Origin of the sequence: Collinsella sp. HCP3S3_D1, assembly GCF_052064015.1 — a bacterium.
In the GTDB taxonomy this organism is placed as follows: domain Bacteria; phylum Actinomycetota; class Coriobacteriia; order Coriobacteriales; family Coriobacteriaceae; genus Collinsella.
Map to the genome: position 1 here is coordinate 71,879 of NZ_JBQHWK010000008.1, position 26,591 is coordinate 98,469.

The following is a 26,591-nucleotide window of genomic DNA, read 5'->3' on the forward strand; positions in this document are numbered from 1 at the left end:
GGAATCACCGGAGAATCACCGGCTGTTTTTTAGCCAATAAAGACACGCCCTTCTACCTGCACTTTTGTAGAATCTCGGTTTTAATGGATCCCCCCTTCACTTTCTTTCCATATTTGTTGAATTCACTGATTCGTTTTGATTCCACATTTGTAGTCTATCTAGCCTAAATTTTTCTACATACGCGAAAATCACCTACCTGTGCCTAGCTACTGCGGCTACGACATCCAAGCCAACTGTCCCGCCCTGCTTCACTAATTCCCCGCACGTTCGCACGGAACCCCGACACCGCCCAAGGGCCGCGATACTTTTTCGATTTCTTTCGGCAGCGAGAGGAAGGCTTCCGTGCCTGCCGAAACAAGGCACTGCGCTCCAAAAAGCTAACGCCGCGGGTATTAAGCCGACACCGCTACGGTGCCACCGGCCATCGCTGCGGGCACCTGCGGCGTAATCGCCCCAGAGTCCGCCATCTGGGCCGCCATGCCGGCGAAGTCCTAGGCGACGGCGTGAGCGTGCGGCTCAGGGCGGCGTTCGCGCCGTCATTCTCGTGCGACCTCAAGAGAGTGCGTCGGCGCGGGCTCGACTAGGGCGAGCTCGCCACCGTCATCGACTTCATCGTCGAGAACGCCCCGAAGCGCTGGAGGAACTTCATAGACGCCGCATGCGCACGCTCAAGGGCGCATTGAGGGGCAGGGCTGAGGGCTTGAGGATCGGGGCTTGGGACTAGAAGGGGGCTCGGAAGTCGCGGGTCAGGATTCGAACATCGACCCACGCGCTTGGCGATTCTTACCAGTTCAGACGGCTTGCAGGCTATTCGCGCTGCGGGAGAGACTCGCACCACTGCAGCAATGCGCTCAACATAGCGGGCTTGTCTTGCACGAACTGTTCACGCCTCACACCGCGGCGCGGCTCAAAGCGAATGACGTAACCCCTGTTGTCCAGGTATACGTCATAGCTTTCGGGGGCGCCGGGCAGGTTCAGCGCTACATGGCGCGTGCTGCGAATGCGTTGCGGCGCCTCCGTAAGAGACTCGTTGGGCAGCTGACCGCCGCATACCTCCTCTAGTGCGCGGAAGCGGCGCCTAAATCTCAGGTAACCGTGGCAGCCCTCGTCTGCATGCCCGGCACAACAGGTCTGCGTTTTATAACCCTTATCGTTCAGTATGCGCACATGGGGCTGCAGCTCGTGGTCGATCGCTACCAGGTGATCAGGGCGCTTGCCGCATTCGCATTCGCTCAAGGGCTTAAAGCACTTCGGGCACACGAACAGCATGCACTTCATGGTTTGCTCGGGCGTGAGCTCCCTGATTCCCAGGGCTGCGATTTCTGCCGCAGGGGCTTCGGGCTGCACGCAGGGGCAGCCGCTTGCGCGCAGAATTGCGTCGATGCGAGCCACGGTGGTGCGCTCCATTTTCAGGGCGATGGCTTCGTCGCGCATCGCGCCAAACGCTTCGATGTCTTTCGTAACTGCAGAAAGCGGGGTTCGCCGAGAGATGTACACGAATGCGTTCTTTTCCCTCGCAGCGGGTTCGCCCTCAATCTTCACCGTGACGCCGGCTTTTGCATAGGTGCCGTACTGCACGCCATTCGCTTTGTCCAGCGTCTGGACCTCGCCCCGCGTGAGACCATGCCACAGCACGCCTTCCACAAACGATCCTTCCATGCGCATGATGGTGGGACGGCCCTTCGCGTCGCACGCCAGCGTGTAGCCATAGAGCTTCGCCTTGGTTGCATAAACATGGTGACCGCCCTCGAGCTTTTTGGCAATGCGGTCATGGCTGATGTCAAATCCATATGCGAAGTACGGGGTTTCCGCATACTCGCGGGTGTCGGCGGAGTGTTCGCGCGCGCTGAACACCGGGACAGAGGGACGATTAAAGTTGTGCACGTCAAACTCAGGCAGGCTGTTGCACCAGCCGAGCAGGGTGCGCAGCAGGGCCTTGCGCTGCTTTTCGAACTCATCCAGCGTAAGGGAGTAACTAAGGTCTGCCTGCAGCGCAGGGTCGCTGCTGCGCACTGCGCGGAACCCTTCGGGGACGTCAATCTTGTAACCGAACTCGCCTGGGGTCTTGATTGCCAAGTAGATGCGGTGCGACCCGCAGAAGGTGGCCTCACTCGCTTCCATCACCTGGTAGCGCTTAGAGCGCAGGATGCGTCCATGCTGCTGAAGGCCACGGGGGAAACGGCATGCGTAGTAACCGGTGTAACGGCATGTGCAATCGGCGATCTGGTGACCTTCACCGCACACGAAGTCGGCGTATTCGCGTGCAGCGGGGAGGTCGATCTTGGCTGCGCCATACGCCGCCGACTCTTCTTGCGCGCGCAAGCGGTCCAGGCTGTCGGCGCGCATGTCGGACATCTGCGCCAAGGTTGCCTCATCAAGCTGCATCACGCGGCCGGCTTCGACCACGCGGTCGATGTAATCGTACTTTTCGGTGTACCTGCGCAGCGGGGTGCGCTCAGAGATGTAGACCATCGCCTCAAGGGTTGCGGGAACCACATCGCCTTCGCGCCCGACGGTCACGGTTTCCTTGCGGTAGCAACCAGATGCAACGCCTTCGTAGCGGTCGAGAGACGCCACGTGAGAGCTATCGAGCGCCCACAGCGCGCCTTGCACATGCGACCCCTCGCGCTTGGTGATGGTGAGGTATCCGGCGGTATCGAACGCCAGCTCATAGCCGTTCAGGGTCGCTTTGCCCAGCAGCACCGCGCCGGGGCAGCGGGTTTCAACTTGATGGATATCAAGGTTGCTACCGTACGCGAAGTTGATGATCGAGGGTGCAGTCTCGGGGTGACGGGCTGAGGCGTTGTTGCGCTTCTCGTTGTACTTCATGGTTCACGCCTTTCGGTGTTGTGATGGGCTTCGGTCGCTCGAGCTGATTGCAGCATACAGTCTGAAGCCGAAAAGGCGTGAAAACCTGAGATTGTCATTTTAAGAAATAGAACGAAAAGGACGGCCATGCACGAAATCGCGCAGGCAGAAAGTGCTGTTCGAGGCGCATCCTGCGAAAGGATACCCGTTCAGAAGGGTTGTTGCCAGTTTTTATCGATTCGATTTTTTACGAGCGCACGAAGAGGTTGCGTTTAGAAAAACGCAAGGGCGGCTGTTTCGCCTGTAAGCAAACATGAAATCGGCCGCAGCGGTACCGCCTGGGAGGGCGGACGAGGGACTTGGCCGCAACCTAATCCCCGGGTGCGGCTGCTACGCTCACTACTTGAGAATCGTCGACCGCCCAGTATCTGCCATCCAAAAGTTTAAACACGATATAGCTGCCGTCTTTGCTTATTTCGGCGGCGTTTACGCATTTCTGAAGATCGGCGTGGCGCGCGTAGCGGCCGTCGAGCTTATCTCCATTTACAAGCACGACTTCAAGATTGAGACCCATCTTCTCATACATAACGATACGATCCGAATCGTCCACGCCCTTGCTTGAGTCGAAGTCGGGCCTTTGCCCACCGCGGCGAATCCCTCGTTCAGTCAATGCCCTGTCGATCCCGCCCTTTGCGTAGTCGCTCAGCTGGGAATAGATTCTGCCAGCGAGATCATCGGCCAAGACGCGCTCTGGGTCCCCGCCTGACCGTTCCGCTCGAAACTCGCCTAATGCCGACAGCATCAGGTACACCTCATGCAATCGCAGCGGCAGGAAGATCGGGTGAGCCGTCGACTTCAGGCCGCCGCGGCTTGTCGGCTCGGCCTTGATGTAGGAGTCGCCAAAACGCACGCCGCCTGCCAGGGCGCTCAGGCGTTTTTGCACCGCCGTGCGCGAGCAGCCCAGGTACGCGGCGATCGCTTGCTGGGTCATTCCCTTATGCGCCGCTTTGAGCAGCATGAGATTTGCCTCGTCCGTGCCTATGAACGATTTGTCCAAGTTGTAGTGGCGCTTTTTTGGGGCGCCGCCAATCTCGTTGCCCTTTTCGAACAGCTCGTGCACGCTCAGGAACAATTCATGGCGGCCGTTGCTTTGGGGGCCTTCCTCTGAGTTGGCATAATCTGCCAGCGCCTTGCAAAACGAGCGATAGTTTTCGTCAGTGACGAAAGTGGGCCACTGCATGTTGTGAAAGCGTGTGCCTTCACGTGTGTCGGCGAATTTCGCATACGCAGACTCAGGATCGCAACCGACCCTTTCCGCAATTTCCGCAACTCTCATGCCAATCCCTTCCGCAACCCAATCACACGCACGAAAAACCTATCAAGCCAGAAGATTGATGTGGCAAAAAAGAAGAAGAGGCATTACACCCCTCCTTCCGGACAGCCTGTATCCCGGTTCCCTGCCTGCCAGTTCGCCCTCCCCGAAACCCTCGGGGCGCTATGGGGTCGAGCCCCTCCGCATGGAAAATTCTATCGCGGCCATGCCCGCTATGCGTGTCACGCACACCACGCCAAACGTCAGGTTTACCAGCCGGGACTGAGCCCTCTTTCGAGAGCAGGGTTATATTAGCATCTACAAACTCGAAAAACCCTGCCGCATTTGAGGAGTACCAAGAAAACGGTCTACACCTTGAATATCAACCTCATCCGAACACCTCCCGCATTCACACGAACATGTACGGATGAATGCGGGAATCCGATACCCTGAGGGCCGGATCGGCCGGCCCACTAGGCACGAGCGGGACACGGTCCAGAGGATGCCGGAGCGCAGGGTCCCGTGCAGGGAGATCGCGGGGGAGCCGGGCAGGTCGCCCTAGACGGTGAGCGCCGAGGTGCCGTCGCGCCCACCCATGAAAAGAGGGTTTCTTTGCGGGCGCCGCATCCGCACGCCCCCGCAAAGAAACCCTCGCACTCGCATCTCTACCTGCGAACCCGCACGCGCCCTCGCGCACGCGCCGCGGCAGCTGCTAGTCGCGGTAGAACGAGCCCATGTAGCGGATGTACTCGTCCTCGGTGTGGTTGGCCTTCCAGTCGTGGACGGAGTCCTTGTTGCGCTGGCCGGCGATGACGGAGAGCTCCTTACCCAGCTTCTCAAAGGCCTCGTCGACGCACTCCTCGGGGGTGAGGGCGATCTTCATGACGGCCTCGCCCTGCGGGCCGCCGGGGAGGTTGGACAGCAGGCTGGGGGTTAGGGTGGTGCCGAGGGTGATGACCTCGACGTCGACACCGGTGCCCTCGCACTCGCAGGCCACGGCCTCGGTCATCTTGAGGATGAAGGCCTTGCCCGCGCCGTACTGGCCGTTCCAGGGGCTGGAGCTGATGCCGGTCATCGACGAGACGTTGATCACGGCGCCGCGGTCCTGGGCGGCAAAGATCCGCATGTAGTGGTGGAAGCACTTGAGGAAGGTCACGACGTTGACGTTGATCATGGCCTCGTGCTTCTCCCAGGGAGTGTCCTGGATCTTGCCGAAGCTGTGCAGGCAGGCCACGTAGCTCATGAAGCCCATGTCCAGGCCCTCGGTCGCGGCGAAGACGGTCTCGGCAGCGTCGGGCTGGCTAAAGTCGGCGCGCACGACCTTGGTCTCCACGCCGTAGGTCTCACGGATCTCGCCGGCGAGCACGTTCAGCTTCTCCTCGCGACGGCCGACCATGACGACATTCATGCCGCCGGCGGCGATCTTCTCGCAGAACGCCTTGCCGACGCCCTCGGTCGCGCCCAGGATCAGGCCCCACTCACCGTACTTTTCCCTCAGGTTCATACTGCATCCTCTCTCTCGATGCCCATGCGGGCACCTCTCCTTTAGCGTGCGGCCGCTCAGCCGCATACGGTGCGCCATTATGCGCTGAACAAGAGGGGAGTGCGTTCACGACTTTGCGAACGAGCCCGAAACAACGATGAACGGTGTCGGTCTATCACCACAATGAAACCCTTGCAGTATCAAGAGGGGAGGTGCTGGCGGGTGGAACCAAAAGGTGAACGCCGCCCTGGCGTGAGCGGCGTTCGATGTGGTTTTACCCACCTTGGTAGCTATTCACCAGGAGGGCATTGCGACCTCCGGTCGCCTTTGCTGTATCCACTTGTGTGCCCATGTACAAAGGGATGCATCGCTATTCTGCGCCGGTGCTCGACGAGCGCGTGCGCTGGGCGCTCATCAGCGGCTACCTCTACGGCGTGCGCGACGCGCTGCTCACCCTCAACAATAACTGTAGCTGCAACTACCAACATAGCCCTCGCGGCTACTTCCTGTGAGAGTTTTTGTTAAAGCAACTGCGCGAGAGTCCTCGTGGCACCCAGCAGCGTCCTCCACATGTCTGGACTCTCTATGCTTACGCTGGATAGACATCGCCAGAACGGGTATAGTATCGAGAGTTTTGTCGTTTACCAGCGGGGGAGTCCTGTGGGCATCAAAAAGAAGATCAAAAAGGAGCTTATCGGCACCTCCGATTACCCGTCGAATAAGATTTTCACGATCTCCAATTTCATTACCTTCACGCGCCTGGTCCTCACGCTGGTCTTCCTGTACCTGTTTGTGACGGACAACAACCGTGTCGTCGCCATTGTCATCTATGCCATCGCGGCCTCCACCGACTGGATGGACGGTCAGATTGCCCGTATGACTAAAACGGTCTCGTGGCTCGGCAAGGTTATGGATCCCATCTGCGACCGTGCGCTGCTATTTACAGGCGTTTTAGGTCTCGTGGTTCGCGGCGAGCTTCCCATCTGGGTCTGCGTGCTCATCATTGGGCGCGATATCTACCTAGGCATCGGCACGCTCATCGTGCGCCACTACCACCGCCGCCCCATCGACGTAGTATTTCCCGGCAAGATTGCCACGGCGCTGCTCATGACCGGCTTCTCGCTCATGCTGCTGGGCTTTCCCACCGTGGACGGCTGGCATCTGCTGCCCGCCACGTTCACGGCCTTCCCGGGCCTCAACGGCAGCCCGGTACCGCTCGGCATCTTCTTTGTGTATGGCGGCGTCATCTTCTCCATGCTCACCGCTGTAATCTATTCCATTAAGGGTGGAGCGGCCATTAAACAGGCTGTTGCGCATCCAGAGGACGAAGACGTCGACTTTCTTAACCCCGAAATCGAAGACTAAGCCATTGGGGTATTATTACGTACAGTTCATTCTTTGCGGCATGTCCGCGTTAAGTTAGGGGTTGTCATGGACAACATGGTTAACAATATGCCTCAAAACGATAAGACTGCCGACGCAACCTGCGTCTTCCGTGTGCCTTCGAGCGACGTTACCGTTCCCGATCTTATGGCGAACGTTCGCATCACTGCCCCCGTTCTGTCTATTGTCAAGGGGCCGCAGACCGGTGCTGCCTTTGAACTCGAGGATGATGTGACCACCATTGGCCGCGATCCGGCAAACGGCATTTTCCTCAATGACATGACCGTATCGCGTAGCCACGCACGCATTATTCGCGAGGGTCTGGCTGCTCGCATCGAGGACTTAGGCTCGCTCAACGGCACGTGGGTTGATGGCGCCATCGTCAATGCCGCCCCGCTGCACGACGGATCTTCCGTCCAGATCGGTACGTTCACGCTCATCTACCACGAGAGCACGCCGGAGCGCATCGAAACCGGTGAGTAGGGCATGGCCGAACGCAACTATCTGAGTATCGGCCAGGTCGTCAATTTACTTCGAGGCGCATACCCCGATCTTTCGAACTCAAAAATTAGATTTCTAGAAGATGAGGGGCTCATCACCCCTCATCGTACGCCTAAGGGGTATCGCCAATACTCCAAGGAGGACGTTGACCGTCTAGAGGTCATTCTGCACCTGCAGAAGACGCGCTACATGCCGCTCAACGTGATTAAGCAACGTCTGGAAAACGCTACAGATCTCTCCACGCTTGCCTACGAGGTGGGTCTGCTGTCCGATGTTCCGCTCAAGACGGAACCAAAGGAAACCAAGCAGAAACTGCACCCCATCGAGACCATTCCGGATATGTTGGGCGTCGAGATCTCGTTTATTCGCTCCTTGGCCGAAAACGACCTTATTCGCATTATCAAGAGTCCGCAAAACCGTGAGCTCGTCGACGGGCGCGATTTTCCGATTATCCGCTACTGTTCTGAGCTGTCACGCTTTCATATCGAGCCGCGAAACCTTCGTCAGTACGTATCATCCGCCAACCGCGAGTCTTCGATGTTCGAGCAAGTGCTCGTGAGTATGCTTGGCATGGACACCTCAGATGACGAACGTGATGCCAAGCTCGAACGCGCGTTTAAGAAGTTACATGACCTCACCGAGGGCGTGCATACTGCGCTGCTCAAGAACCGCGTATTTGAGTCACTCAACGCCGTAGTCGAGGACGCCGATATCGATGCCCTCGATGAGGAGATCGCACGCTCCGAATCAACCAAGGCCAAAAGCGAAGAGGCATCTGCCTCCGCGGTCCCCGTGCGCGAGGAATCCCTCGTGCAGCCGCTTAAGGTTGTCGCCCCCTCGCACACCGGCACCGCCAGCGCGGACAAATAAATGCTTCTACAAACCAGCCTCCCATGAAAGGTCACACCATGTACGACTTCGAATCTCACATCGTCGACATCCCCGACTATCCCGAGCCCGGAGTCGTCTTTAAGGACATCACGCCGCTCTTTAGCAATCCCGAAGCACTTAAAGCCATGGTCGACGCGCTAGCGGAGCATTTCTCCGGTATGGGCATCACTAAGGTTGTAGGACCCGAGGCTCGCGGTTTTATGGTAGGCGTGCCTGTTGCCGTGGCACTCGGCGCGGGCTTTGTTCCTGCACGTAAACCGGGAAAACTGCCACGTAAGACCGTTAGCCAGGAATACGAGCTCGAGTATGGAACCGATTCGATTGAGATTCACGTCGATGCCATCAGCTCTAAAGATACCGTGTTGATTCTGGACGACTTGGTCGCGACGGGCGGAACCGTCGAGGCAACAGGTAAACTGGTGCGAGATATGGGCGCAAAGCTCGTAGGTTATGGTTGTATCCTTGAGCTTGCGTTTCTTAATCCGCGCAAGAAGCTCACGCCTTCTAACGAGGACGTTGAGCTCTTTAGCCTGGTAACGGTGGACTAGCCGCTACCCTTAGATACCGGAAAGGAAGCTCCATGCGCACAGCAAACACGCACAAAAACATGGCACGCTGCGCAGCTACGGCAACCCTCGCTTGTGTTTTGGGCTTGGGCCTCGCGGCTCCTGCCTATGCCGATACCGCGTCCGATCTTGCCGCCGCTCGTACCAAACTCGAGCAGATCGGTACGCAAACCCAGCAAATTCATGAAGAACTCTCCGCTCAGACGCAGGAGCTTGATCAGACTGCAGGCGAGATCACGCAAAAGCAGCAAGAGATTGCCGAGGGCCAGGCAAAGCTTTCGAGCTACGTTGCCGGTGAGTACAAGACCGGCGGTCTGAGTCTCCTTCAGGTTCTGACGGGCGTCGACGATCTGGGCGATATGCTCAACCGTTTGTTCTACTACGGCAAGGTCTCCGACAAGCAGGCCCAGACCATTCAGGAGGTCAAGGACCTTAAGCAGCAGCTCACCGATAAGCAGGCCGAGCAGGAGAAGAACGTCGCCGCGACGCAGAAGAAGGTCGACGAACTCAACGCCCAGCAGGCTGAGGCCCAGAGTGTCGTAAACTCCCTGGATTCACAGCTGCAAGCCGAGCTTGCTGCCGAGGCCGAGGCGAACGCCGCGCTGCAGGCTGGCATAAATGCCAGCACCGCCGAAAAGGCCACGGTGAGCAACGACACCGCCGGTACGACCGAGAACACCAACAATAGTGGCGGTACGACCAACAATGGCGGCGGTAACACACCTGCGCCCGCGCCCGCTCCTGCTCCCACGCCGCAGCCCTCGACGCCCGCCCCGGCACCGGCCCCTTCCGCGCCGAGCCAGTCCGTTGACGGCGGCAGCGTTGTCTCTCGCGCTTATAGCAAGCTTGGTTGCGCTTATTCCTGGGGCGGTATTGGCCCGAACAGCTTTGACTGCTCCGGCTTTGTAAGCTACTGCCTCACCGGTCGCTACTGCCGCCTGGGCACTACCGGCACCTTCATGGGTTGGCCCCGTGTTTCTGATCCTCAGCCGGGCGACGTCGTTGTTAACTCTTACCACACCGGCATCTACATTGGTAACGGCCAGATGATCCATGCTTCCGACTACAGCACGGGCGTTATCATCAGCTCCGTTGCCGCTGGCATGAACAACAATTATATTTTCGTTCGCTATTAAGTGTTTTAACTCAGCTAACGAAAGTGGACCTCGTATCCTTTGGGAGCGAGGTCCATTGTTTTATCTCGACCGCCCATTTTGTGTGTAAACTACAATCTAGTTTTGAATACTAGATATGCGCAGCATCTGTCCAAAAGATAGCTATAATTGTTGAGGAACAACTAGAAAGGACCCTCAATGAGCTGGGCACTCATCTCAGATTCGAGCTGCAATCTTCGCGATTGGCAACCAACCGCACCTCATACCACCTTTGCATTTGCACCCCTTAAGATCCGAGTGGGGGAGCGTGAATTTGTCGACGATCACTCGCTCGATGTTCACGAGCTTAATGTTGCCATTCAATCGGAATCCAGCGCATCATCGAGCTCCTGCCCAAGCGTAGGGGAGTGGGCTGAGCTCTTTAAGCTCGCCGACAAGACGATCTGCATGCCCATCTCCGAGGGCGTCTCGGGAAGCTACAATGCCGCGGCCACTGCGCGTGACATGGTGCTTGCCGAAGAGCCCAATCGTAAGATTCACCTGGTTAATTCGCGCGCAGCAGGCGGCAAGATGGACCTGATCTTCTTACTGTTTGATCGCTATCTTGCAAGTAAACCGGATGCCTCCTTTGAGGAAGCCTGCGCCTACTTCGATAGCTTGGAGCAGAACAGCAAGATCCTCTTTAGTTTATGCAATTACGAAAACCTTGCGAAGGCCGGACGTATCCCTAAGGCGGCCGGTGTTATTGCCAACAAGCTCAACATCCGCATTTTGGGCACGGCGAGCGAAGCGGGCGAAATTGAACTCGTTGGGCATACGCGTGGCGAAAAGAAGATGCTCACCAAGATTGTCGACACCATGGAGGCCGAGGGTTTCACGGGCGGCGAGGTCATCATCGATCACGTTGAGAACGAAGCTGGAGCCCAGGCGCTTGCCGACCGCATTGTGGAGCACTGGCCGGGCTCCAAGACTATCATCATGCCCTGCAACGGCCTAGATTCCTATTACGCCGAGATGCATGGTCTCATCATCGGCTACGGCATGGGCGTGGCTTCGGGCCAATAAAGCTCAACCAAGCAAAAACGCGGGCGGGACAAAGTGACTGATGGCTCTTTGTCCCGCCCGCGTTATACGTCGCCTAGCTATTAAACCCATTGAACTTGAGGTAGCTCATCAGGTACGCCTTCGATACAAAGGACGAAACCGCACTGCGTACGAGCAATGACTCGCGCGTAACCTGATGTGCGGTATCGGGCACGGGAGTCTGCTCAAGGGAAAAAGCCGCACGAATCGATGCCTCAAGTTGATCGACTACATAATCGAAGGCCGTCGGAGCGTCGTAGCTCAAGCGCTGAATATTAAAGAGCGCCTGAACCGCAGCGATGGGCAGCACCTGCTTAAAGATACAAATGGCGATGAGACGCGCAATCTGCTCACGGCCATACTGCTTTTTAACCGGAGCAGGAACGAGGCCGACCTTTACGTAGTTATTGATCATCGAAGGCGTAATAACGGGCTGCTCTACGCAAATCGAAAGCGGCTCCATCCACAGTGCAACATATTCAATAACCTGATCGCGATAGAGCGTTACGTTGGGCAGCTGGTCATAGCGTGGCAGGCTCAACGCATTGAGTTTACCCGCCATATCGGACTGAATAAATGCATCCGGCAGCACCGTCGGCTGAATATCCTCCGGCTTAATGCTGACCGATGTATCGGACATCGGGATAACATGTTTGACGTGGTTCATAAGAGGCCTCCGTTCGTTTTCTATATTGTATTCTAGATTATCTAGTTTTGCATACCACATAGCCGCTAAGTAAAAGTGGTTGGACAGCACATTGGCGCACCGTCCAACCACTTTGCAAAAAGATAGCAACCTTACATAAGATATATTATCGTACTTATCCTCGTAAGAAGGCGTATGCGCTGGTAGCCGCTATGGCTCCGTCCGAAACGGCAGTCACAACCTGGCGTAAACGCTTGGAACGGATATCGCCGGCAGCAAACAAGCCCGGCGTGCGCGTGGCCATCGAGTCGTCGGTAACGATACCGCCGTCAGGCGCCAGATCCACCAGATGCTGTACAAGCTCAGTATGGGGCTGTGTTCCGGCAAAGACAAAGATGCCAAACGAGCCAGGATCGAAGGACTCGGAATAGGTATCACCAGTGGCGTTGTCCTTAAACGTGATAGTTGTAGGCATGGCCTCGCCCGATAGCTCCACAATACTAGTTTGGTACCTAACAGAAATATTATCTTTAGAGAGCACCTTTTGAACCACGCCATCGGGAGCACGGAACTGATCGCGGCGCAAGACGATGGTCACGCTGCTGGCAATTTCTGATAAGAACAGGGCTTCCTCGCAGGCAGCATTACCGCCGCCAATGACAAAGACCTGTTTGCCACGAAAGAACATGCCGTCGCACGTGGCGCAATACGAAACGCCGCGACCGCGATACGTATCCTCGCCAACAAAACCAGCAGATCGCGGCGTGGCACCCATGCAAGCAATAACGCTTGAGGCCACCGTGTCGCCCGTATCGTGATGCACCGTAAACAGCGCCGCATCCGCATCGTAATCGATACCAGTCACCATGCTCCATACGACCTGCGCACCCAGGCCCTCTGCATGCTGCTGAAAACGCTCGCCGAGTTCGGCACCGCTCAAGAGCGGAATGCCCGGATAGTTTTCGACCTCATTGGTTGTGGCGATCTGTCCTCCCGACATGCCTTGCTCAATCACGGTCGTCGTTAGGTTGGAGCGCGACGCATAAATGGCTGCAGCATAGCCCGCTGGGCCGCCGCCGATAATCGCAACATCGATCGGCTGATTGGTAGTCATGGAGTGTCCTCTCATCGAAACATTGGCGTTCTTTGCGCTCATACCCAAATTTAGGAGAACATGACAGTCATGCACTACAATGATTCTTTGCGAAACAACGATGAAGGGGAGTTATCGATGGATCAAACGCAGATGGGCAATGACGCTCCCCTGCCCACGCAAAGCGCCCCTCAATCGGAACAATTGAAGCCGTCACCCGGACAAAAGCCCTTAGTGACCATTGTCCACGCATCGGTTGGTTCGGGACACAAAGCGGCAGCAAACGCTATCGCACAAGCATTCGAGCTTATACGCGGCACCAAGGGCATACCGCAGGATGTCGAGATTGAGGTCTTGGATATCCTCGATTTTGGACGCATAAAATTCGACGGCAACAAAACGGCCGCATCGTTTACCGGCGCCACACGCCCAATTTATGACTTGACCTGGCGATATACCCTTACCGGACACCTGCTTTGGGGCGGCGGCACGGCATGGTCGCGCATTATGTTTCCCGCATTTAACGAATACGTTCGCACTCGTAGGCCTATTGCCGTGGTCGCCACACATATCACGGCAGCCAACGTTGCGGTTGGTGCGCGCGTCATTACGGGCATCGACTATCCCGTCATTTGCGTGCCGACCGATTACGAAGTCGAGGGCTGGTGGCCCCATAAGGACACTGACTTATTCTGCGTGGCAAACGAGTTTATGGCCGAGACGCTCCGCCCACGCAAGGTTCCCGAGGCAAAGATTCGCATTACGGGCATCCCCATTCGCGCTGGATTTGACACGGATTACAATCGTGAGGAAGAACTCGAGAAGTTCAATCTCCCTATCGACAAGACCATTGTGCTGGTAATGGCCGGCGCCAGTTTGCCTCAACCGTACGTTCGCTTTCGCGCGGCGATGGACCACACCCTCCCCTTCCTCCGTAGCTTCGAGGATATGCACTTTGTCTTTTTGCCGGGCAAGGACACGGAATACGCCACGCGCCTGAAAACGCTCTTCGAAGCCATGAAACTCGAAAACGTCACGGTCCTTGACTATGTCGATGACATGGCAGCGCTCATGCACGGCTGCGATCTGGCAATTCTCAAATCGGGTGGACTCACTGTTACCGAATGCCTGTGTGCACACCTGCCGATGATTCTGCTGGGCAAGTCCTATGGCCAGGAAAAGGCCAACACCACCATGCTCACCGACTTGGGCGCCAGCATGCATGTCACCACCGCACGCGAGCTCATCGTGACGCTGCGCCATCTCCACGATCATCCCGAGTCGCTCAAGGCACTGCTCATCAATGGCGAAGTGCTACGCCGTCCACACGCGGCCGAGGACATCGCCATCGCAACCATGGAACTTGTAGGCAAGCCCCAAAAGCGCAAACGAGCCTTCTGCCGCTTCTACTGGGGCGATAAGCCTGCGCACATCCGCTAGCGTCTTAACGTCCGCTGCTCGGCGGGAGCCGCCCATATATCATTCCATGCTCAAACATTCTCGCTGCGCTGCGAAACTGCGCGTGGAACGATATATGGGCGGCTCCCGCCGAGCAGCTACGTTTACGTGCTAGCAGCTATGCCAGATTCCCCACCATTAGAATCTGCAAAGGCGAAACCGGAAAATTCAAATGTAGTAAGCCAATGCGACAAAGGGACTGTTCCTTTGTCGCATTGGCTTACTAGAATGTAAATATTTTTCAAGCGAGTAGCCGCCCGCCCGCCTCTCACACATATCGTTCCACGCGCAGTTTCGCAGCGAGCGAAGCGAAGCGAGAATGTTTGAGCATGGAATGATATGTGTGAGAGGCGGGCGGGAGGGATACGAGCGCCCCCGCGAGAATGTTTGAGCATGGGATGATATATAGGCGGGTCGGGCTGGTCAGCGGACAGTACGTAAACGACTAAGCGACGCCGCTAGAACCGAAACCGCCGGCTCCTCGGTCGGTTTCGTCTAGTTCGTCTACCTCCACGAGATTGACCGTGGGAACTTCTTGGATGACGAGTTGAGCGATTCGGTCACCCTTGTTGATCTGGATTTCATTGGATGGATCCAGGTTGATAAGGATGACTTTAAGCTCACCTCGATAGTGGGCGTCTATAAGACCGGGCGTGTTGACTATAGACAGACCCTGCTTAATAGCCAGGCCACTGCGAGGCTGAACGAAGCCAGCGTATCCATCGGGCAGCGCGATCGCAAGGCCAGTAGAGACCAAGCGTCGCTCGAAGGGCTTAAGGGTACAGTCCTCATTGGCACGGAGGTCCAAACCGGCATCTGTGGGATGGGCGTATTTGGGAAGCTCGATCGTAGGGTCGAGACGCTTAATGTTGACTGTAATGTTGGACATAAAATCACCTTAGCTTGTCGAGCTCTTGCAAAAACTCATCGATGTCTTTGAAATCGCGATAGACCGAGGCAAAGCGAATGTAGGCCACCTTGTCGATCTTGGCCAAGCGCTTAAGCACCATGTCGCCCAGGTCGTGGGACGTAACAGCCGTCAGCGTACGGGAACGCAGCTCCACCTCGATGTCATCGATGAGCTCATTGAGCTTTTTCGTGTCGATGTCGCGCTTAATCGTAGCGCGCATTAGGCCGACCAGCAGCTTATTGCGATCGAACCGCTGCCTTGACCCGTCAGATTTGATGACCTCGATGGGGTCTTCGCATCGCTCGAATGTTGTGAAGCGATAGTTGCACGAACAACATTCACGACGGCGTTTAATGGTGTTATTAGATTCCTGCATACGGGAATCGACAACACGGGTATGTGCATTGCCGCATCTGGGACAGCGCATGGTACCACCTCCAAAACGATAACAAGGGTACCATGTGCCGGAGTTTAAATCTTACGAACGCGCAGGAACTTTAAGAACGTCACCCGCATCGAGTGACCCATGCTCCAGATGATTGACACTGCGAATTATGTCAGAAGTCTCCTGCGTAGAAAGACCGTCAACAGAATGCTCCTGAGCAAGCGACCACAAGGAATCGCCAGACTGAACACGGACGGTCTCATAGGTAACGTTAGATGCCGACTCGGCATATGCGGCGTGACGAGCGCTGAAGATCGAGGTAGCAAGTACAAAGAAGAGCGTGAGCGCAACGGCCAGGGCGACAATCGTCGAGGCCTTCAGAGCAACGGGGGCCGAAGTCGTGGCGACGCACTGGCTGCGGACGGGCTTGCCAGGCAGTGTTTGAAAACCAGATCGGCCGCCTTTGACAACCGTGAAAGCCGGCGCCGCAGGCGTCTCGAGCTTAAGGGCGAGGTTTCCCTGGACCATATCCGTTGCATTCATCATGTTCTCCTCTCGCGTTTTTTGACGAGAACTGTTTTATCAAGCCGCGAGGACAAAAAAGTCTAGCGCGGGAACGAGTGTTCGGTTATTATTATCTTCGAACAGTTGTTCCTGTCAAGCAAACATAGAACATTTGTTTGGTTTAGGTAGAGAGGAATCCCTGATGGCTCGCAAAATTACCAAGCGACAGCAGCAGATTTACGACTTCATCAAGGAGTATCAGCAGGAAAAGGGCTATCCGCCCAGCGTGCGTGAGATGGCTTCGGCTGTGGGTCTTTCCTCCCCTAGCACCGTACATGCACATCTCTCCGCACTGGAAGCACGCGGCCTGCTCAAACGTGACGCCACCAAACCTCGTGCCCTAGAACTCTTTGACGAGGACGGAGCCTCCGTCTCCATCTCAAAGTCCGATGAGCCCGCGGCACCCCGCGGAACCGTATCGCTACCCCTCGTGGGCCGTGTCGCCGCAGGGATCCCCATCCTTGCCGAGCAGAATATCGAGGACACCTTTACCATCCCGACCGAGATCGCAACGGACCAGGGGTCTTTTATCCTCGAGGTCCACGGCAATTCGATGATTAACGTCGGTATCCTTAACGGCGACTATATCATCGTTCGCGAACAGAAGAGTGCCATGAATGGCGAGATCGTTGTGGCCATGATCGATGGCTCCGCAACGGTCAAAACGTTCTACAAGGAGCAGGGACGAGTTCGCTTGCAGCCCGAAAACGACACCATGGAGCCCATCTATGCGACAAATCCGACGATCCTGGGCAAGGTCGTTGGATTGATGCGCCGGTTCTCGTAATGCAAAACCGCATCACGGTCTTTGATACCATTCGCGGATTTACCATGCTGTCGATGGCAGGATTTCATGCTTGCTACGATCTTGCCTATCTTTATGGTTGGGATATGCCCTGGTTTACTCAGACCATCTTCCAAGACATCTGGCGTGCCAGCATCAGTTGGGTATTTTTGTTTATTGCCGGCTGGATGTGCACCCTCTCGCGCAACAACATCAAGCGTGCCGTCAAATATGCCGCTGCCGCTTTTGTCGTATGGGTCGCGACTACGCTCGTCTCAGTCGATGACTCGGTGAACTTCGGCATCATGTTCTGCATGGCGGCCTGCACCGCCATTGTCGCGCTCGCTCGTCCGGTGATCGTTAAAGTGCCGTCGGTATGGGGTATAGCAATTTGCCTCACACTTTTTACCCTTACCTGGAGCATTCCTAAAACGGTTTATCCTATCCCCTATTTAGCTTGGCTGGGTTTCCCAAGTCCAGACTTTGTCTCTGGTGATTACTATCCAGTCATACCATTCTTATTTATGTACCTTGCAGGCTTCTTTGCCGCCCACACGACTCAGGAAGCAAACTATGAGGCGCCGGGATGGGCCTATGCGAATCCCATCCCGGCGCTCGCAAGTCTCGGGCGCCATGCGCTGCCGTTCTACCTGCTTCATCAACCGGTTATCTTGGGTGTACTGGAGCTGATTTACTCTGTTCGATAACGCTCGAGACGCGGTGCGATACGGGCTGGAAGCTTTGCCACAATACGAACGCCGTCCTCGAGGTATTCCTCGTGCAGAAGGGTTCCCTGTTCGTGCACGAGCGTGATTAACGCGCCCTCTCGATACGGGATATCGGCCGAGAGCAACACGTCCGTAGCGGCCGCTTCACGAGCGATGCGATCGACTAAGTCATCAAGGCCCTCACCCGTCTGAGCCGAGAACAATACCGCCTCGGGATAGCGCCGGCGAAAGCTCAAGCGGTCGACGCTATCGAGCAGATCGATTTTATTGAACACGGTAAGCGTCAGGCGCTCACCGGCACCAATCTCGTCAAGGACACGATCAACCGCCTCAAGCTGACGCTCGTAATCCTCATCGGAAGCATCCACAACTTTAAGAACTAAATCGGCGCCGAGCACCTCGGAAAGCGTAGATTTAAACGCGTCGACCAGGCCATGGGGCAGCTTTTGAATAAAGCCAACGGTATCAGTGATCGTCATGCCACGGCCACCGGGTAAACGATACGAGCGCGTCGTAGGATCGAGCGTGGCAAACAGCTTATCCTGCGAAAGTACCGTGGATCCCGTCAATCGATTAAGCAACGTCGACTTACCGGCATTGGTGTAGCCAGCCAACGCTACGCGAAACGCCGGCGATTCAATACGGCTTTTCGATTGCACATCACGACGTTGTTCAACCTGTTTCAATTCGCGGCGAAGAGCTGCGATCTTATCGCGAATCAGGCGACGGTCGACCTCGAGCTGGCTTTCGCCCTGGCCAAAACGCGATCCAATGCCGCCACGCGTCTGTTCCTTAGCAAGGTGGCTCCACATACCTCGCAGACGGGGCAGCAGATACTGCAACTGAGCCAGCTGCACCTGTAAGCGACCCTCACGCGTCTGGGCATGCAGGCCAAAGATATCCAAAATCAACGCCGTACGGTCAATAATCTTGACCGGTTCGCCCACGGCTTTCTCAAGATAGGACTGCTGTGAAGGAGTCAAGTCGTCGTCGAAGATTACAACATCCGCATCCATACGATGCACCAAACCGCATAGCTCCTCGACCTTACCGGAGCCGATAAACGATTTGGGATAAGGTTTGACCAGACGCTGAGACAAGCGTGCCACGCATTGGGCTCCAGCAGTGTGAGCCAAGCGCTCGAGCTCGTCGAGCGAACGGTCGAGCGGCCAGGCGTTATCGCGCCACTCAACACCAACCAAGACGGCACGCTCAGGTTCAGGTGCCGTGGGAACCAAGGGAAAACGTGCCATTAGGCAGCCTCGATACGACGGTAGATATCATCGACGACCTCATCGATCGTAAACTCATCCATATCGAACCACACGATGCGATCGTCACGCTTAAACCAGGAAAGTTGGCGCTTGGCATAGCGACGTGAGCGCATCTTAATAAGCTCGCGGGCCTCATCCATGGTAATAGCGCCTCGCAAGGCATCAATAATCTCTTTGTAACCGATTGCCTGCATCGACGTGAGTGCATCACCCAGGCCCTGGTCCATAAGGCCACGGACCTCATCAACCAGCCCTTGCTCAAACATAAGGTCGACACGCAGGTTAATGCGCTCATACAGCACTTCACGGCTACGCGTCAGACCAAACCACAAGGCATGATAACGCTCACGTGGAACGCTGAATTTGGACTTCTGCTGGGCATACGACACACCGTCATCGTGCATCTCGAGCGCACGGATCACGCGACGCACGTTATGAGGATGAATCACGGCAGCCGATTCCGGATCACGCTCGGCAAGCAGGGCATGCATAGCTTTCTCGCCAATACGCTCGGCAAGCTCCTGATAACCCGTGCGACGTTCGTCCTCGAGCTCTCCCGAAGGAAAATCCATTTCATCGAGTGCAGCCTTAAGATACAAGCCCGTGCCGCCGCAAAAGACCGGAAGCCGTTGCTCACCAAGCAAACGCTCGATATGCGCCCGGGCATCAGACTGATAGAGCGCAGCAGAATACGCGACGCCCGGGTCCACGATATCGACAAGGCGCAGGGGCACCGAGCACTCCTCGGGCATCATCTTGGCCGTACCGATATCCATACCGCGATAGATCTGCATCGCGTCACACGATAACACTTCAGACGACAGACGAGAGGCCAGGCGGTCGGCAACATCACTCTTGCCGACCGCCGTCGGACCGACGATCGCTACGGCAGAAAGGTTTGTGCCGGGGGAAACCATTAGCGAGGCTCACCCACAACGGAGCCAGACAGATACCACGTCTTGGCGACATCCACATCGACGTCGACAATTTTGCCGATAAGCTGATCGATGCTATAGCCAGCGGGAATCGGCGCATGCACTGTCTGATTCTTAGGACTTTTACCAAGAAGGACAGCGTCGTTTTTCTTGCTCGTGCCCTCAATAAGCGCAGGCACCACGGTGTGAAGCTCGCCCTGGTTATACTCGTATGCCGTCGTCTCGATAACCTTAACCAGACGGTTAAAACGCTCAAGGATAACCTCATGCGGGGTGGGATCATAGATCTCAGCTGCCGGGGTACCGGCGCGCTTGGAGTAAATAAACGTGTAGGCCTGGGCATAGCGAACCGTCTCGGCAAGCGAGAGCGTCTGCTCAAAGTCTTCCTCGGTCTCGCCCGGGAAGCCCACAATGATGTCGGTCGAAAGCGCAATTTCGGGCATACGGTTACGAATGCGATCGACCAGCCCCAGATAATCCTCGCGCGTGTACCGACGATTCATCTCTTTAAGGATGCGCGTGGAACCCGACTGAACGGCTAGGTGAAGCTGCGGCATAACGGCAGGTGTCTCGGCCATAGCATCGATGGTCTCGGGAAGCAAATCCTTGGGGTGCGAAGAAGTAAAGAAGATACGCTCGACGCCCGTATCACCCACGGCGCGCAGCAGATCGGCAAAGCGCGGCTTGCCAAAGAGATCGCGACCGTAGGAGTTTACGTTTTGCCCCAGCAGCGTAATCTCGCGCACACCCTGACGCACCAGACCCGTCACCTCGTCGACAATCTCCTCGAAGGGGCGGCTCTTCTCGCGACCACGGACGTACGGCACGATGCAGTACGTGCAGAAGTTGTTGCAGCCCGTCATGATGGGCACCCATGCATGATACTGCGTCTCGCGATGCCACGGCATACTCATGGCGTCCGTATCTTCATGCTCATTCGTGCGGATATGGCGCTTGCCATCCATAAACGCCTCGGCGATAAGCTCCGCCACGTGCGCAATCGAATGCGTACCAAAAATAACGTTGACGTTATCGACGTTGGTGAGCAAGCCCTCGCCATCGCGCTGAGCGATGCAGCCACCCACGGCGACCACACGCTTGCCCGAAGGAGAAGGGGGAAGACTCTTGCAGGAATTGCACTGACCGTACAGGCGCGTATCGGCAGCCTCGCGCACACAGCACGTCATGAATACGACAATATCGGCATGCTCCGGATCGAGCGCCATAAGACAGCCATAGGAATCGAGCAAACCGCTCACGCGCTCGGAGTCGTGCTGATTCATCTGGCAGCCGAATGTGCGGATAAAATAGGTTTTACCGGCAAGAATATCGCGTACGAAACGCTGGTCCATGAGCTTACATCCTAACGATGATATCGACGGGGCACAAAGGTGCTACAAACGTGCGAAAACTCGCTTACGCAACAGGCTTAACGTCGTCCATGACGACATTGTCCATAGCAGCCCGATTAATCTGGTGAACGTAGATAGAGAGACGGATTGCCGTGCGAGACTCCCCGTTAATGAGGATGTCAGAGAACACCGGCGCACAAGAGACATCAAAGCCAGTCGGAATCAGAAAACCTCGCGCAATGGCAACGGCCTTTATGGCCTGGTTGACGGCGCCGGCACCGACGCACTGAATGTTGACGGGAACGCCATCTTTGACCATACCGGCAATGGCGCCGGCAACGGACGCGGGCGATGATTTGCTTGATACCTTCAGGCAATCCATGAAGAAACTCCTGCGTTTAAAAGTACGTTTTAACTGCAATAACTGTATCGTACCGAGCGGACTCGGTAAAGATGCTACTCCTCTTTGGCAAGATCGAACGTCACGGTGATGCGATCACGTGAAACGCGAATCTTAGGGTCGCCGCACAGATTGAGGTAATACCGGGCGGCGAGGTCATTGAAGTCGCGCTCAACAGCACGCGAAAACTGCGCCATGTCATCCTTGGCAATGCGAAGGCCTCGACGGTCCTTGGCAAGATCGACTGGAGCTGGCAAATGCGTGGTGGAATCGCGCTCGCGCAGCAGACGCGCACACACGCCGCGAACGGGCTTAATCTGTCCTGACAGAATACGGTGGGCAGTACGCTCGGACATCTCGAGACCCAGCCCGGAGCAAATCCGGATAAAATCCTCGGCATCCGAGGCAAGACCTAAACGATCGATAACCGGAAGCTCACACTCGTCATCGATAAAGAGCAGGCGTGACGTATCGAGACGACTGGAAGCCTGGGCATACAGGGTCGCAGCGATCTCGGACGGAGAGCCCAGATACACGTCGCAGTCGCGCAGCTCCTCAAGGGCAAACTCGCAGGCTGCGCGAATGATATTGTGAGGACCACGAGCGCATACATAGCGGCCGTCTTCGTCTTTAACCGCCTGAGGCCAGCTCGACTGGTCGGCGCGCTCAGCCAAGCGATCGGTATCAACGCACACCTTAAACGCTGAGCCCAAATCGACGCCCGATGTAACAACGCGTGCCTCATCGGTGTTCTGCTTGATAGAGAACAGCGCCATACCACGACCGTGAACACCCCAACGGTCCATCTTCATGCTCTCGAGCTTGGAGGTGACACGGGCATCAAAGATACGCTCCTGCATATCCTGCGGCACACCCGAACCGTTATCCAGGAAAAGGAGGGTACGAACACCCTCCTCCTTGGTCGTGGCTAGATAGACCTTATCGGCTCCGGCATCGCGAGCATTACGCAGCATCTCGATGACAATGTCCTCTACATGCTGAATGTCATGCTTGGCCTGACGGCGCTCGGCCTCCGAAACGCGGAGGCGGACATACCCCTCGCCAAGGTTTTCCTCGACGCGAAGGTTGCCCTCCCCCGACATCGACGCGATAAATGAGATGAGCTCGTTCGCGTCGTTCATGTTATTTAGCGATATCGACGGCACGGCTCTCGCGAATCACGACAACGCGCACCTGACCGGGATACTCCATCTCTTCCTCGATCTGATGGGCGATATCGTGCGCAAGCACCGTGGACTGGGCATCGGAAATCTTATCCGGCTGAACCATGACATGGACCTCGCGACCGGCCTGCATAGCATAGGTACGCTCGACGCCGTCATGAGAGTTGGCGATCTCCTCGAGCTTCTCAAGGCGCTTGATGTAGCTCTCGGCCGACTCGCGACGGGCGCCGGGACGAGAAGCGGAAACAGCATCGGCAGCCTGGACCAGAACGTCGAGCACCGTGTTGGGGTCGACATCGGCATGATGGGCCTCGATTGCGTGGACGATAACGGGCTTCTCGCCATAACGGCGGGCAAGCTCGGCGCCAATCACAGCATGCGGACCCTCAACGTCGTGGTCGATGGCCTTGCCCAGGTCATGCAGAAGACCCGCACGCTTGGCGGTCACAACATCCAGACCAAGCTCGGAGGCCATGATGCCGCACAGGTCGGAGACCTCAAGCGAGTGCTGTAGCACGTTCTGACCAAACGAGGTGCGGTAACGCAGAGCACCCAGGGTTTTGACGATCTCGGGATGCAGGTCGTGGATACCGGTATCGAAGGCGGCCTGCTCGCCGGCTTCGAGCACACGCTGCTGAACCAAGTCAGCGGCCTTGTGGTACATCTCCTCGATGCGGGCGGGGTGAATACGACCGTCGGCAATGAGGTTCTCGAGCGCCACGCGGGCGGTCTCACGACGGACCGGATCAAAGCTCGAAAGCACGACAGTCTCGGGGGTGTCGTCGATCACAAGGTTGACGCCGGAAACCTGCTCGAAAGTACGGATGTTACGACCCTCGCGACCGATGATGCGGCCCTTAAGGTCATCGGAGGGAATATGAACGGACGTGACGGTGACCTCGGCGGTATGGTCGGCAGCACAGCGCTGGATCGCCAGGGAGAGAATCTCCTGAGCGGTCTTGTGGCACTCGGCGCGGACCTGTTGCTCGGACTCACGGATAATGGTGGCCGCCTCATGGGTAACCTCGCCGCGGACCTTGTCGAGCAGCTCCTTGTGAGCATCCTCGCGCGTAAGGTCGGCAATACGCTCGAGCTCGGAGGTCTGCTTGGCGCAAAGCTCCTCAAGTTCGCGAGAGCGCTTCTCGACCTGACCGGCCTGGCTGGACAGCTGATGCTCGCGCTTATCGAGCGCATCGTTGCGTCGGTCGAGCGATTCCTCGCGCTGCATCACGCGATTTTCGAGCGCGCGAATCTCGCTCTTACGCTGCTTGTCCTCAGCCTCGGCGGCCTGTTTGTTCTTGATGATCTCTTCCTTAGCCTCGAGCAGAGCCTCTTTTTTGAGGGTCTCGGCCTGACGCTTAGCATCACCGATCAGGGACTCTGCCTGCGCGTGTGCCGACTGAATCTTTTCTTCGGCCTCGTGAAGACTACCCTGCTTGGCGGTGCGCATGTAGGCAATGGCGACGATGGCACCCAAAACAATGCCAACGAGCGCTGCAATGATAAGCGGCATGCTCACTCCTTTTTATGGAATCGTTACACAACAAAGCGAACCGTCCATACGAACGGCTCGCGACATTTGAGTAATATGGGCGCAGCTTATGCGGGTCGGATACAGATAAACATATAAACAAACTCATCGCAGATGAGCACATATCACAATGCAAATGACAGTAATTATCCTACGTTGAACCGCAACAACTGTCAAATCAACGCACCCAGCACGGCGCCTATCGAGCGGTGAACGGCAGGAGCGTAACGTGCGCATGCTTAAACGTCGCATTTCTCGCTTAAGGCATCGAGGCGCGCCTTAACGGCATCCGCGGCAATGTGATAGGAAAAGCCCTTGCCCATCAAAAATCTGACGAGCTTTTCGAATGCACGTGCCTCGGGAACGCGACGCTTAGCGAGCAAAGCCGATGCGCGAGCCAAGTCGTCATCCTCGGCAAAATAAGCCTCGGGATACCCTGGAATCTCATCAAGTGCAACATGGCGACGCTTGAGTTCAGTCTCGATTTTGCGCTGTCCCCAACCACGACGCTTACGCTCCTCGATAAAGTACGAGCAAAAGCGGTTCTCATCTAAAAAACGATACTCGATGGCACGATTGACGGCAAAGTCGATCGCGGGCTGACGAAAGCCATAGCGCGCCAACTTATCGCGCACCTCGCCCGTAGCATGATCGCGACGCGAAAGCATCTCGGTCACCATGGTGAGCGCACATTTGCATTCGATAAGCTGTACCGCCTCGCGAAAGTCATCCCAGTCGCAGGGAAGATCGAGACGGTTCTGAACGTACACACGTGCCACACGCACGGGAATCCAAATGGATCGTTCAAAACCGCCCTCCAGATCGCAATCGATATGTGCACAGGGCTTTTTAGACGCATAACCGCTCGAGAACGAGGAGGCCGTCTTCTTATCCGGAAAAACGACCCTAGCCTCGGTCACCGTATACGACATGTCGCCATCCGTTACTCGTCGTCATCGTCGAGCATCGCGGAGCCATCGATGGCATACAGCTCGTCAAACTCCTCGGGGGCGGGCTGATCGGTCAACTCAACCTCGGAGGGGGCATCATCGTCATATTCAAGACCGCAGGCAAGGCGAACCTTGTGCTCGATCTCGTCGGCGCAATCGGGATGCTCGCGCAGGAACGTCTTAGCGGCCTCGCGACCGTTGCCGAGTTTGTCCTCACCATAGGCAAACCAAGACCCCATCTTTTTGCATATGCCGCACTCGACAGCCATATCCAGAATCGAGCCCTCTTTAGAAATGCCGGTGCCATACATGATGTCAAATTCGGCCGAGCGGAACGGAGCAGCCACCTTGTTCTTAACGACCTTGGCACGTACGCGATTGCCGATAACCTCGTCCTTGAGCTTGATGGTATCGATTTTGCGAATATCGATACGCACGGAAGAGAAAAACTTGAGTGCGCGGCCGCCTGTGGTGGTCTCGGGGTTGCCGAACATGACGCCGATCTTCTCGCGCAATTGGTTAATGAAGATGCAGGTTGTGTTGGACTTGGCAAGCGAGCCGGCGAGCTTGCGGAGCGCCTGACTCATCAAGCGAGCCTGCAGACCCACCGTCGTGTCACCGATCTCGCCCTCGATTTCGGCACGCGGAGTCAAAGCGGCAACAGAGTCGACGACGATGGCGTCGATGGCACCGGAACGCACAAGCATGTCAACGATCTCGAGCGCCTGTTCACCCGTATCGGGCTGGGAAATCAGCACCTCGTCGATATCGACGCCGATGCGCGCGGCGTAGGTGGGATCAAGCGCATGCTCAGCGTCGATAAAAGCCACGACACCGCCCATGGCCTGCGCCTCTGCAAGAATCTCGAGCGAAAGCGTTGTCTTACCGGAGGACTCGGGGCCATAAATCTCAACGATACGGCCGCGCGGCACGCCGCCGATACCCAAGGCGGCATCGAGCGCCAGAGAGCCCGTCGGAATAGCCTCGACCTCGAGCTCGGGACCGCCGTCGCCATACCTCATAATAGAACCCTGGCCGAACTTCTTCTCGATCTCGGCCTTGGTAGTGGCGATCATCTCGTCGCGCTCTTTACCCGTCGTGCGCGTATGAACGGTACGTACGGGACCTGAATTCTTGGCCATGAATAGCCCTCCTCTTAACAACCTGAATCGATGATAAACGAACGGCTGTTCGTGGTCAACCGTTCAGGTTCATCATATGCACCCGTCCATTCCAAAACCCGACCAAACGCCGA

At 56.5% G+C, this 26,591-nt stretch carries 26 protein-coding genes; 10 read left to right on the plus strand and 16 right to left on the minus strand.

What is annotated here, in order from left to right:
* Positions 1-807: 807 nt before the first annotated feature.
* The 3 genes from ACTNDJ_RS04130 to ACTNDJ_RS04140 all read right to left on the minus strand — a co-directional run bounded on the left by ACTNDJ_RS04130 (position 808) and on the right by ACTNDJ_RS04140 (position 5,624).
* A complete protein-coding gene (locus tag ACTNDJ_RS04130; RefSeq protein WP_441083409.1) occupies positions 808-2,829 on the minus strand; it encodes a gamma-glutamylcyclotransferase family protein in 2,022 nt (673 codons plus the stop codon).
* 349 nt (positions 2,830-3,178) lie between these two features.
* Positions 3,179-4,144, minus strand: coding sequence for a hypothetical protein (locus ACTNDJ_RS04135; protein ID WP_441063559.1), 966 nt, complete (start codon positions 4,142-4,144; stop codon positions 3,179-3,181).
* A 688-nt stretch (positions 4,145-4,832) separates the two neighbouring features.
* The gene (locus ACTNDJ_RS04140; protein WP_154516391.1) at positions 4,833-5,624 is read right to left on the minus strand and encodes a 7beta-hydroxysteroid dehydrogenase; all 792 of its coding nucleotides are present in this window, start codon (positions 5,622-5,624) and stop codon (positions 4,833-4,835) included.
* A 341-nt stretch (positions 5,625-5,965) separates the two neighbouring features.
* Between ACTNDJ_RS04140 and ACTNDJ_RS04145 the strand changes: the two genes are divergently transcribed.
* The 7 genes from ACTNDJ_RS04145 (at position 5,966) to ACTNDJ_RS04175 (ending at position 11,124) form a co-directional block, all read left to right on the plus strand.
* Complete coding sequence (locus ACTNDJ_RS04145) at positions 5,966-6,115, plus strand: hypothetical protein (protein WP_441015440.1); 150 nt, start codon at positions 5,966-5,968, stop codon at positions 6,113-6,115.
* Between the two features lie 148 nt (positions 6,116-6,263).
* A complete protein-coding gene (locus ACTNDJ_RS04150) occupies positions 6,264-6,968 on the plus strand; it encodes a CDP-alcohol phosphatidyltransferase family protein (protein WP_441063557.1) in 705 nt (234 codons plus the stop codon).
* A 66-nt stretch (positions 6,969-7,034) separates the two neighbouring features.
* Positions 7,035-7,469 (plus strand): FHA domain-containing protein, encoded by a 435-nt coding sequence (locus ACTNDJ_RS04155; RefSeq protein WP_195838557.1) that lies wholly within the window; start codon positions 7,035-7,037, stop codon positions 7,467-7,469.
* Positions 7,470-7,472: 3 nt separating this feature from the next.
* Positions 7,473-8,357, plus strand: a complete 885-nt coding sequence (ftsR, locus tag ACTNDJ_RS04160) for a transcriptional regulator FtsR (protein ID WP_154516382.1) — start codon at positions 7,473-7,475, stop codon at positions 8,355-8,357.
* A 38-nt stretch (positions 8,358-8,395) separates the two neighbouring features.
* A complete protein-coding gene (locus tag ACTNDJ_RS04165; protein WP_195838556.1) occupies positions 8,396-8,926 on the plus strand; it encodes an adenine phosphoribosyltransferase in 531 nt (176 codons plus the stop codon).
* A 32-nt stretch (positions 8,927-8,958) separates the two neighbouring features.
* Complete coding sequence (locus ACTNDJ_RS04170; protein ID WP_441063555.1) at positions 8,959-10,080, plus strand: coiled-coil domain-containing protein; 1,122 nt, start codon at positions 8,959-8,961, stop codon at positions 10,078-10,080.
* Between the two features lie 177 nt (positions 10,081-10,257).
* Positions 10,258-11,124, plus strand: coding sequence for a DegV family protein (locus tag ACTNDJ_RS04175; protein ID WP_441063554.1), 867 nt, complete (start codon positions 10,258-10,260; stop codon positions 11,122-11,124).
* Positions 11,125-11,197: 73 nt separating this feature from the next.
* Here the strand turns inward: ACTNDJ_RS04175 and ACTNDJ_RS04180 are convergent, their stop codons facing one another.
* Entirely contained in the window at positions 11,198-11,809 is a 612-nt protein-coding gene (locus ACTNDJ_RS04180; protein WP_441063552.1) for a DUF1836 domain-containing protein, read from the minus strand.
* A 154-nt stretch (positions 11,810-11,963) separates the two neighbouring features.
* Entirely contained in the window at positions 11,964-12,902 is a 939-nt protein-coding gene (locus tag ACTNDJ_RS04185) for an NAD(P)/FAD-dependent oxidoreductase (RefSeq protein ID WP_441063551.1), read from the minus strand.
* A 117-nt stretch (positions 12,903-13,019) separates the two neighbouring features.
* Between ACTNDJ_RS04185 and ACTNDJ_RS04190 the strand changes: the two genes are divergently transcribed.
* The gene (locus ACTNDJ_RS04190; RefSeq protein ID WP_441063550.1) at positions 13,020-14,321 is read left to right on the plus strand and encodes an MGDG synthase family glycosyltransferase; all 1,302 of its coding nucleotides are present in this window, start codon (positions 13,020-13,022) and stop codon (positions 14,319-14,321) included.
* Positions 14,322-14,784: 463 nt separating this feature from the next.
* Here ACTNDJ_RS04190 and dut read toward each other — a convergent pair whose 3' ends face one another.
* From dut to ACTNDJ_RS04205, 3 genes are read right to left on the minus strand one after another with little or no spacing between them, the layout of a single operon-like run.
* On the minus strand, positions 14,785-15,228 hold the full coding sequence (gene dut, locus ACTNDJ_RS04195) for a dUTP diphosphatase (protein WP_427717456.1): 444 nt from the start codon (positions 15,226-15,228) through the stop codon (positions 14,785-14,787).
* 4 nt (positions 15,229-15,232) lie between these two features.
* The gene (gene nrdR / locus ACTNDJ_RS04200; RefSeq protein WP_427717459.1) at positions 15,233-15,676 is read right to left on the minus strand and encodes a transcriptional regulator NrdR; all 444 of its coding nucleotides are present in this window, start codon (positions 15,674-15,676) and stop codon (positions 15,233-15,235) included.
* A 51-nt stretch (positions 15,677-15,727) separates the two neighbouring features.
* Positions 15,728-16,177, minus strand: a complete 450-nt coding sequence (locus ACTNDJ_RS04205) for a LysM peptidoglycan-binding domain-containing protein (RefSeq protein WP_427717462.1) — start codon at positions 16,175-16,177, stop codon at positions 15,728-15,730.
* 163 nt (positions 16,178-16,340) lie between these two features.
* Here ACTNDJ_RS04205 and lexA point away from each other — a divergent pair, with 163 nt between their 5' ends.
* The gene (gene lexA, locus ACTNDJ_RS04210) at positions 16,341-16,985 is read left to right on the plus strand and encodes a transcriptional repressor LexA (RefSeq protein ID WP_427794759.1); all 645 of its coding nucleotides are present in this window, start codon (positions 16,341-16,343) and stop codon (positions 16,983-16,985) included.
* A complete protein-coding gene (locus tag ACTNDJ_RS04215) occupies positions 16,985-17,689 on the plus strand; it encodes a heparan-alpha-glucosaminide N-acetyltransferase (protein WP_427748033.1) in 705 nt (234 codons plus the stop codon). Before lexA ends, ACTNDJ_RS04215 begins: the two co-directional genes overlap by 1 nt.
* Here ACTNDJ_RS04215 and hflX read toward each other — a convergent pair.
* The 8 genes from hflX to recA all read right to left on the minus strand — a co-directional run bounded on the left by hflX (position 17,674) and on the right by recA (position 26,478).
* Positions 17,674-18,963, minus strand: a complete 1,290-nt coding sequence (hflX, locus tag ACTNDJ_RS04220; protein WP_427748031.1) for a GTPase HflX — start codon at positions 18,961-18,963, stop codon at positions 17,674-17,676. The two genes, ACTNDJ_RS04215 and hflX, sit on opposite strands and share 16 nt — an antisense overlap.
* Positions 18,963-19,901, minus strand: a complete 939-nt coding sequence (miaA, locus tag ACTNDJ_RS04225; protein ID WP_441063549.1) for a tRNA (adenosine(37)-N6)-dimethylallyltransferase MiaA — start codon at positions 19,899-19,901, stop codon at positions 18,963-18,965. Before miaA ends, hflX begins: the two co-directional genes overlap by 1 nt.
* Positions 19,901-21,271: a tRNA (N6-isopentenyl adenosine(37)-C2)-methylthiotransferase MiaB gene (miaB, locus tag ACTNDJ_RS04230; RefSeq protein WP_427717472.1), complete on the minus strand. Its 1,371-nt coding sequence runs from the start codon at positions 21,269-21,271 to the stop codon at positions 19,901-19,903. Before miaB ends, miaA begins: the two co-directional genes overlap by 1 nt.
* 64 nt (positions 21,272-21,335) lie before the next feature.
* Positions 21,336-21,653 carry a stage V sporulation protein S gene (locus ACTNDJ_RS04235; RefSeq protein WP_118079896.1) on the minus strand — a complete coding sequence of 106 codons (318 nt, stop codon included), beginning with the start codon at positions 21,651-21,653 and terminating at the stop codon, positions 21,336-21,338.
* 74 nt (positions 21,654-21,727) lie between these two features.
* A complete protein-coding gene (locus tag ACTNDJ_RS04240; RefSeq protein WP_441063548.1) occupies positions 21,728-22,813 on the minus strand; it encodes an ATP-binding protein in 1,086 nt (361 codons plus the stop codon).
* Position 22,814: 1 nt separating this feature from the next.
* Positions 22,815-24,368, minus strand: coding sequence for a ribonuclease Y (rny, locus tag ACTNDJ_RS04245; protein ID WP_427726813.1), 1,554 nt, complete (start codon positions 24,366-24,368; stop codon positions 22,815-22,817).
* 257 nt (positions 24,369-24,625) lie between these two features.
* Positions 24,626-25,318 (minus strand): regulatory protein RecX, encoded by a 693-nt coding sequence (locus ACTNDJ_RS04250; RefSeq protein ID WP_154516334.1) that lies wholly within the window; start codon positions 25,316-25,318, stop codon positions 24,626-24,628.
* An 11-nt stretch (positions 25,319-25,329) separates the two neighbouring features.
* Complete coding sequence (recA, locus tag ACTNDJ_RS04255; protein ID WP_154516331.1) at positions 25,330-26,478, minus strand: recombinase RecA; 1,149 nt, start codon at positions 26,476-26,478, stop codon at positions 25,330-25,332.
* Positions 26,479-26,591: the final 113 nt, after the last annotated feature.

Excerpts from the sequence above, each read along its gene's own strand:
- ACTNDJ_RS04250 (WP_154516334.1), bottom strand. The coding sequence starts at position 25,318 with ATGTCGTATACGGTGACCGAGGCTAGGGTCGTTTTTCCGGATAAGAAG.
- ACTNDJ_RS04140 (WP_154516391.1), bottom strand. The coding sequence starts at position 5,624 with ATGAACCTGAGGGAAAAGTACGGTGAGTGGGGCCTGATCCTGGGCGCG.
- ACTNDJ_RS04155 (WP_195838557.1), top strand. The coding sequence starts at position 7,035 with ATGGACAACATGGTTAACAATATGCCTCAAAACGATAAGACTGCCGAC.
- recA (WP_154516331.1), bottom strand. The coding sequence starts at position 26,478 with ATGGCCAAGAATTCAGGTCCCGTACGTACCGTTCATACGCGCACGACG.
- ftsR (WP_154516382.1), top strand. The coding sequence starts at position 7,473 with ATGGCCGAACGCAACTATCTGAGTATCGGCCAGGTCGTCAATTTACTT.
- ACTNDJ_RS04170 (WP_441063555.1), top strand. The coding sequence starts at position 8,959 with ATGCGCACAGCAAACACGCACAAAAACATGGCACGCTGCGCAGCTACG.
- ACTNDJ_RS04215 (WP_427748033.1), top strand. The coding sequence starts at position 16,985 with ATGCAAAACCGCATCACGGTCTTTGATACCATTCGCGGATTTACCATG.
- ACTNDJ_RS04185 (WP_441063551.1), bottom strand. The coding sequence starts at position 12,902 with ATGACTACCAATCAGCCGATCGATGTTGCGATTATCGGCGGCGGCCCA.
- ACTNDJ_RS04190 (WP_441063550.1), top strand. The coding sequence starts at position 13,020 with ATGGATCAAACGCAGATGGGCAATGACGCTCCCCTGCCCACGCAAAGC.
- ACTNDJ_RS04130 (WP_441083409.1), bottom strand. The coding sequence starts at position 2,829 with ATGAAGTACAACGAGAAGCGCAACAACGCCTCAGCCCGTCACCCCGAG.
- rny (WP_427726813.1), bottom strand. The coding sequence starts at position 24,368 with ATGCCGCTTATCATTGCAGCGCTCGTTGGCATTGTTTTGGGTGCCATC.
- miaB (WP_427717472.1), bottom strand. The coding sequence starts at position 21,271 with ATGGACCAGCGTTTCGTACGCGATATTCTTGCCGGTAAAACCTATTTT.
- ACTNDJ_RS04205 (WP_427717462.1), bottom strand. The coding sequence starts at position 16,177 with ATGAATGCAACGGATATGGTCCAGGGAAACCTCGCCCTTAAGCTCGAG.
- hflX (WP_427748031.1), bottom strand. The coding sequence starts at position 18,963 with ATGGCACGTTTTCCCTTGGTTCCCACGGCACCTGAACCTGAGCGTGCC.
- lexA (WP_427794759.1), top strand. The coding sequence starts at position 16,341 with ATGGCTCGCAAAATTACCAAGCGACAGCAGCAGATTTACGACTTCATC.
- miaA (WP_441063549.1), bottom strand. The coding sequence starts at position 19,901 with ATGGTTTCCCCCGGCACAAACCTTTCTGCCGTAGCGATCGTCGGTCCG.
- ACTNDJ_RS04165 (WP_195838556.1), top strand. The coding sequence starts at position 8,396 with ATGTACGACTTCGAATCTCACATCGTCGACATCCCCGACTATCCCGAG.
- ACTNDJ_RS04240 (WP_441063548.1), bottom strand. The coding sequence starts at position 22,813 with ATGAACGACGCGAACGAGCTCATCTCATTTATCGCGTCGATGTCGGGG.
- dut (WP_427717456.1), bottom strand. The coding sequence starts at position 15,228 with ATGTCCAACATTACAGTCAACATTAAGCGTCTCGACCCTACGATCGAG.
- ACTNDJ_RS04175 (WP_441063554.1), top strand. The coding sequence starts at position 10,258 with ATGAGCTGGGCACTCATCTCAGATTCGAGCTGCAATCTTCGCGATTGG.
- nrdR (WP_427717459.1), bottom strand. The coding sequence starts at position 15,676 with ATGCGCTGTCCCAGATGCGGCAATGCACATACCCGTGTTGTCGATTCC.
- ACTNDJ_RS04135 (WP_441063559.1), bottom strand. The coding sequence starts at position 4,144 with ATGAGAGTTGCGGAAATTGCGGAAAGGGTCGGTTGCGATCCTGAGTCT.
- ACTNDJ_RS04180 (WP_441063552.1), bottom strand. The coding sequence starts at position 11,809 with ATGAACCACGTCAAACATGTTATCCCGATGTCCGATACATCGGTCAGC.
- ACTNDJ_RS04145 (WP_441015440.1), top strand. The coding sequence starts at position 5,966 with ATGCATCGCTATTCTGCGCCGGTGCTCGACGAGCGCGTGCGCTGGGCG.
- ACTNDJ_RS04235 (WP_118079896.1), bottom strand. The coding sequence starts at position 21,653 with ATGGATTGCCTGAAGGTATCAAGCAAATCATCGCCCGCGTCCGTTGCC.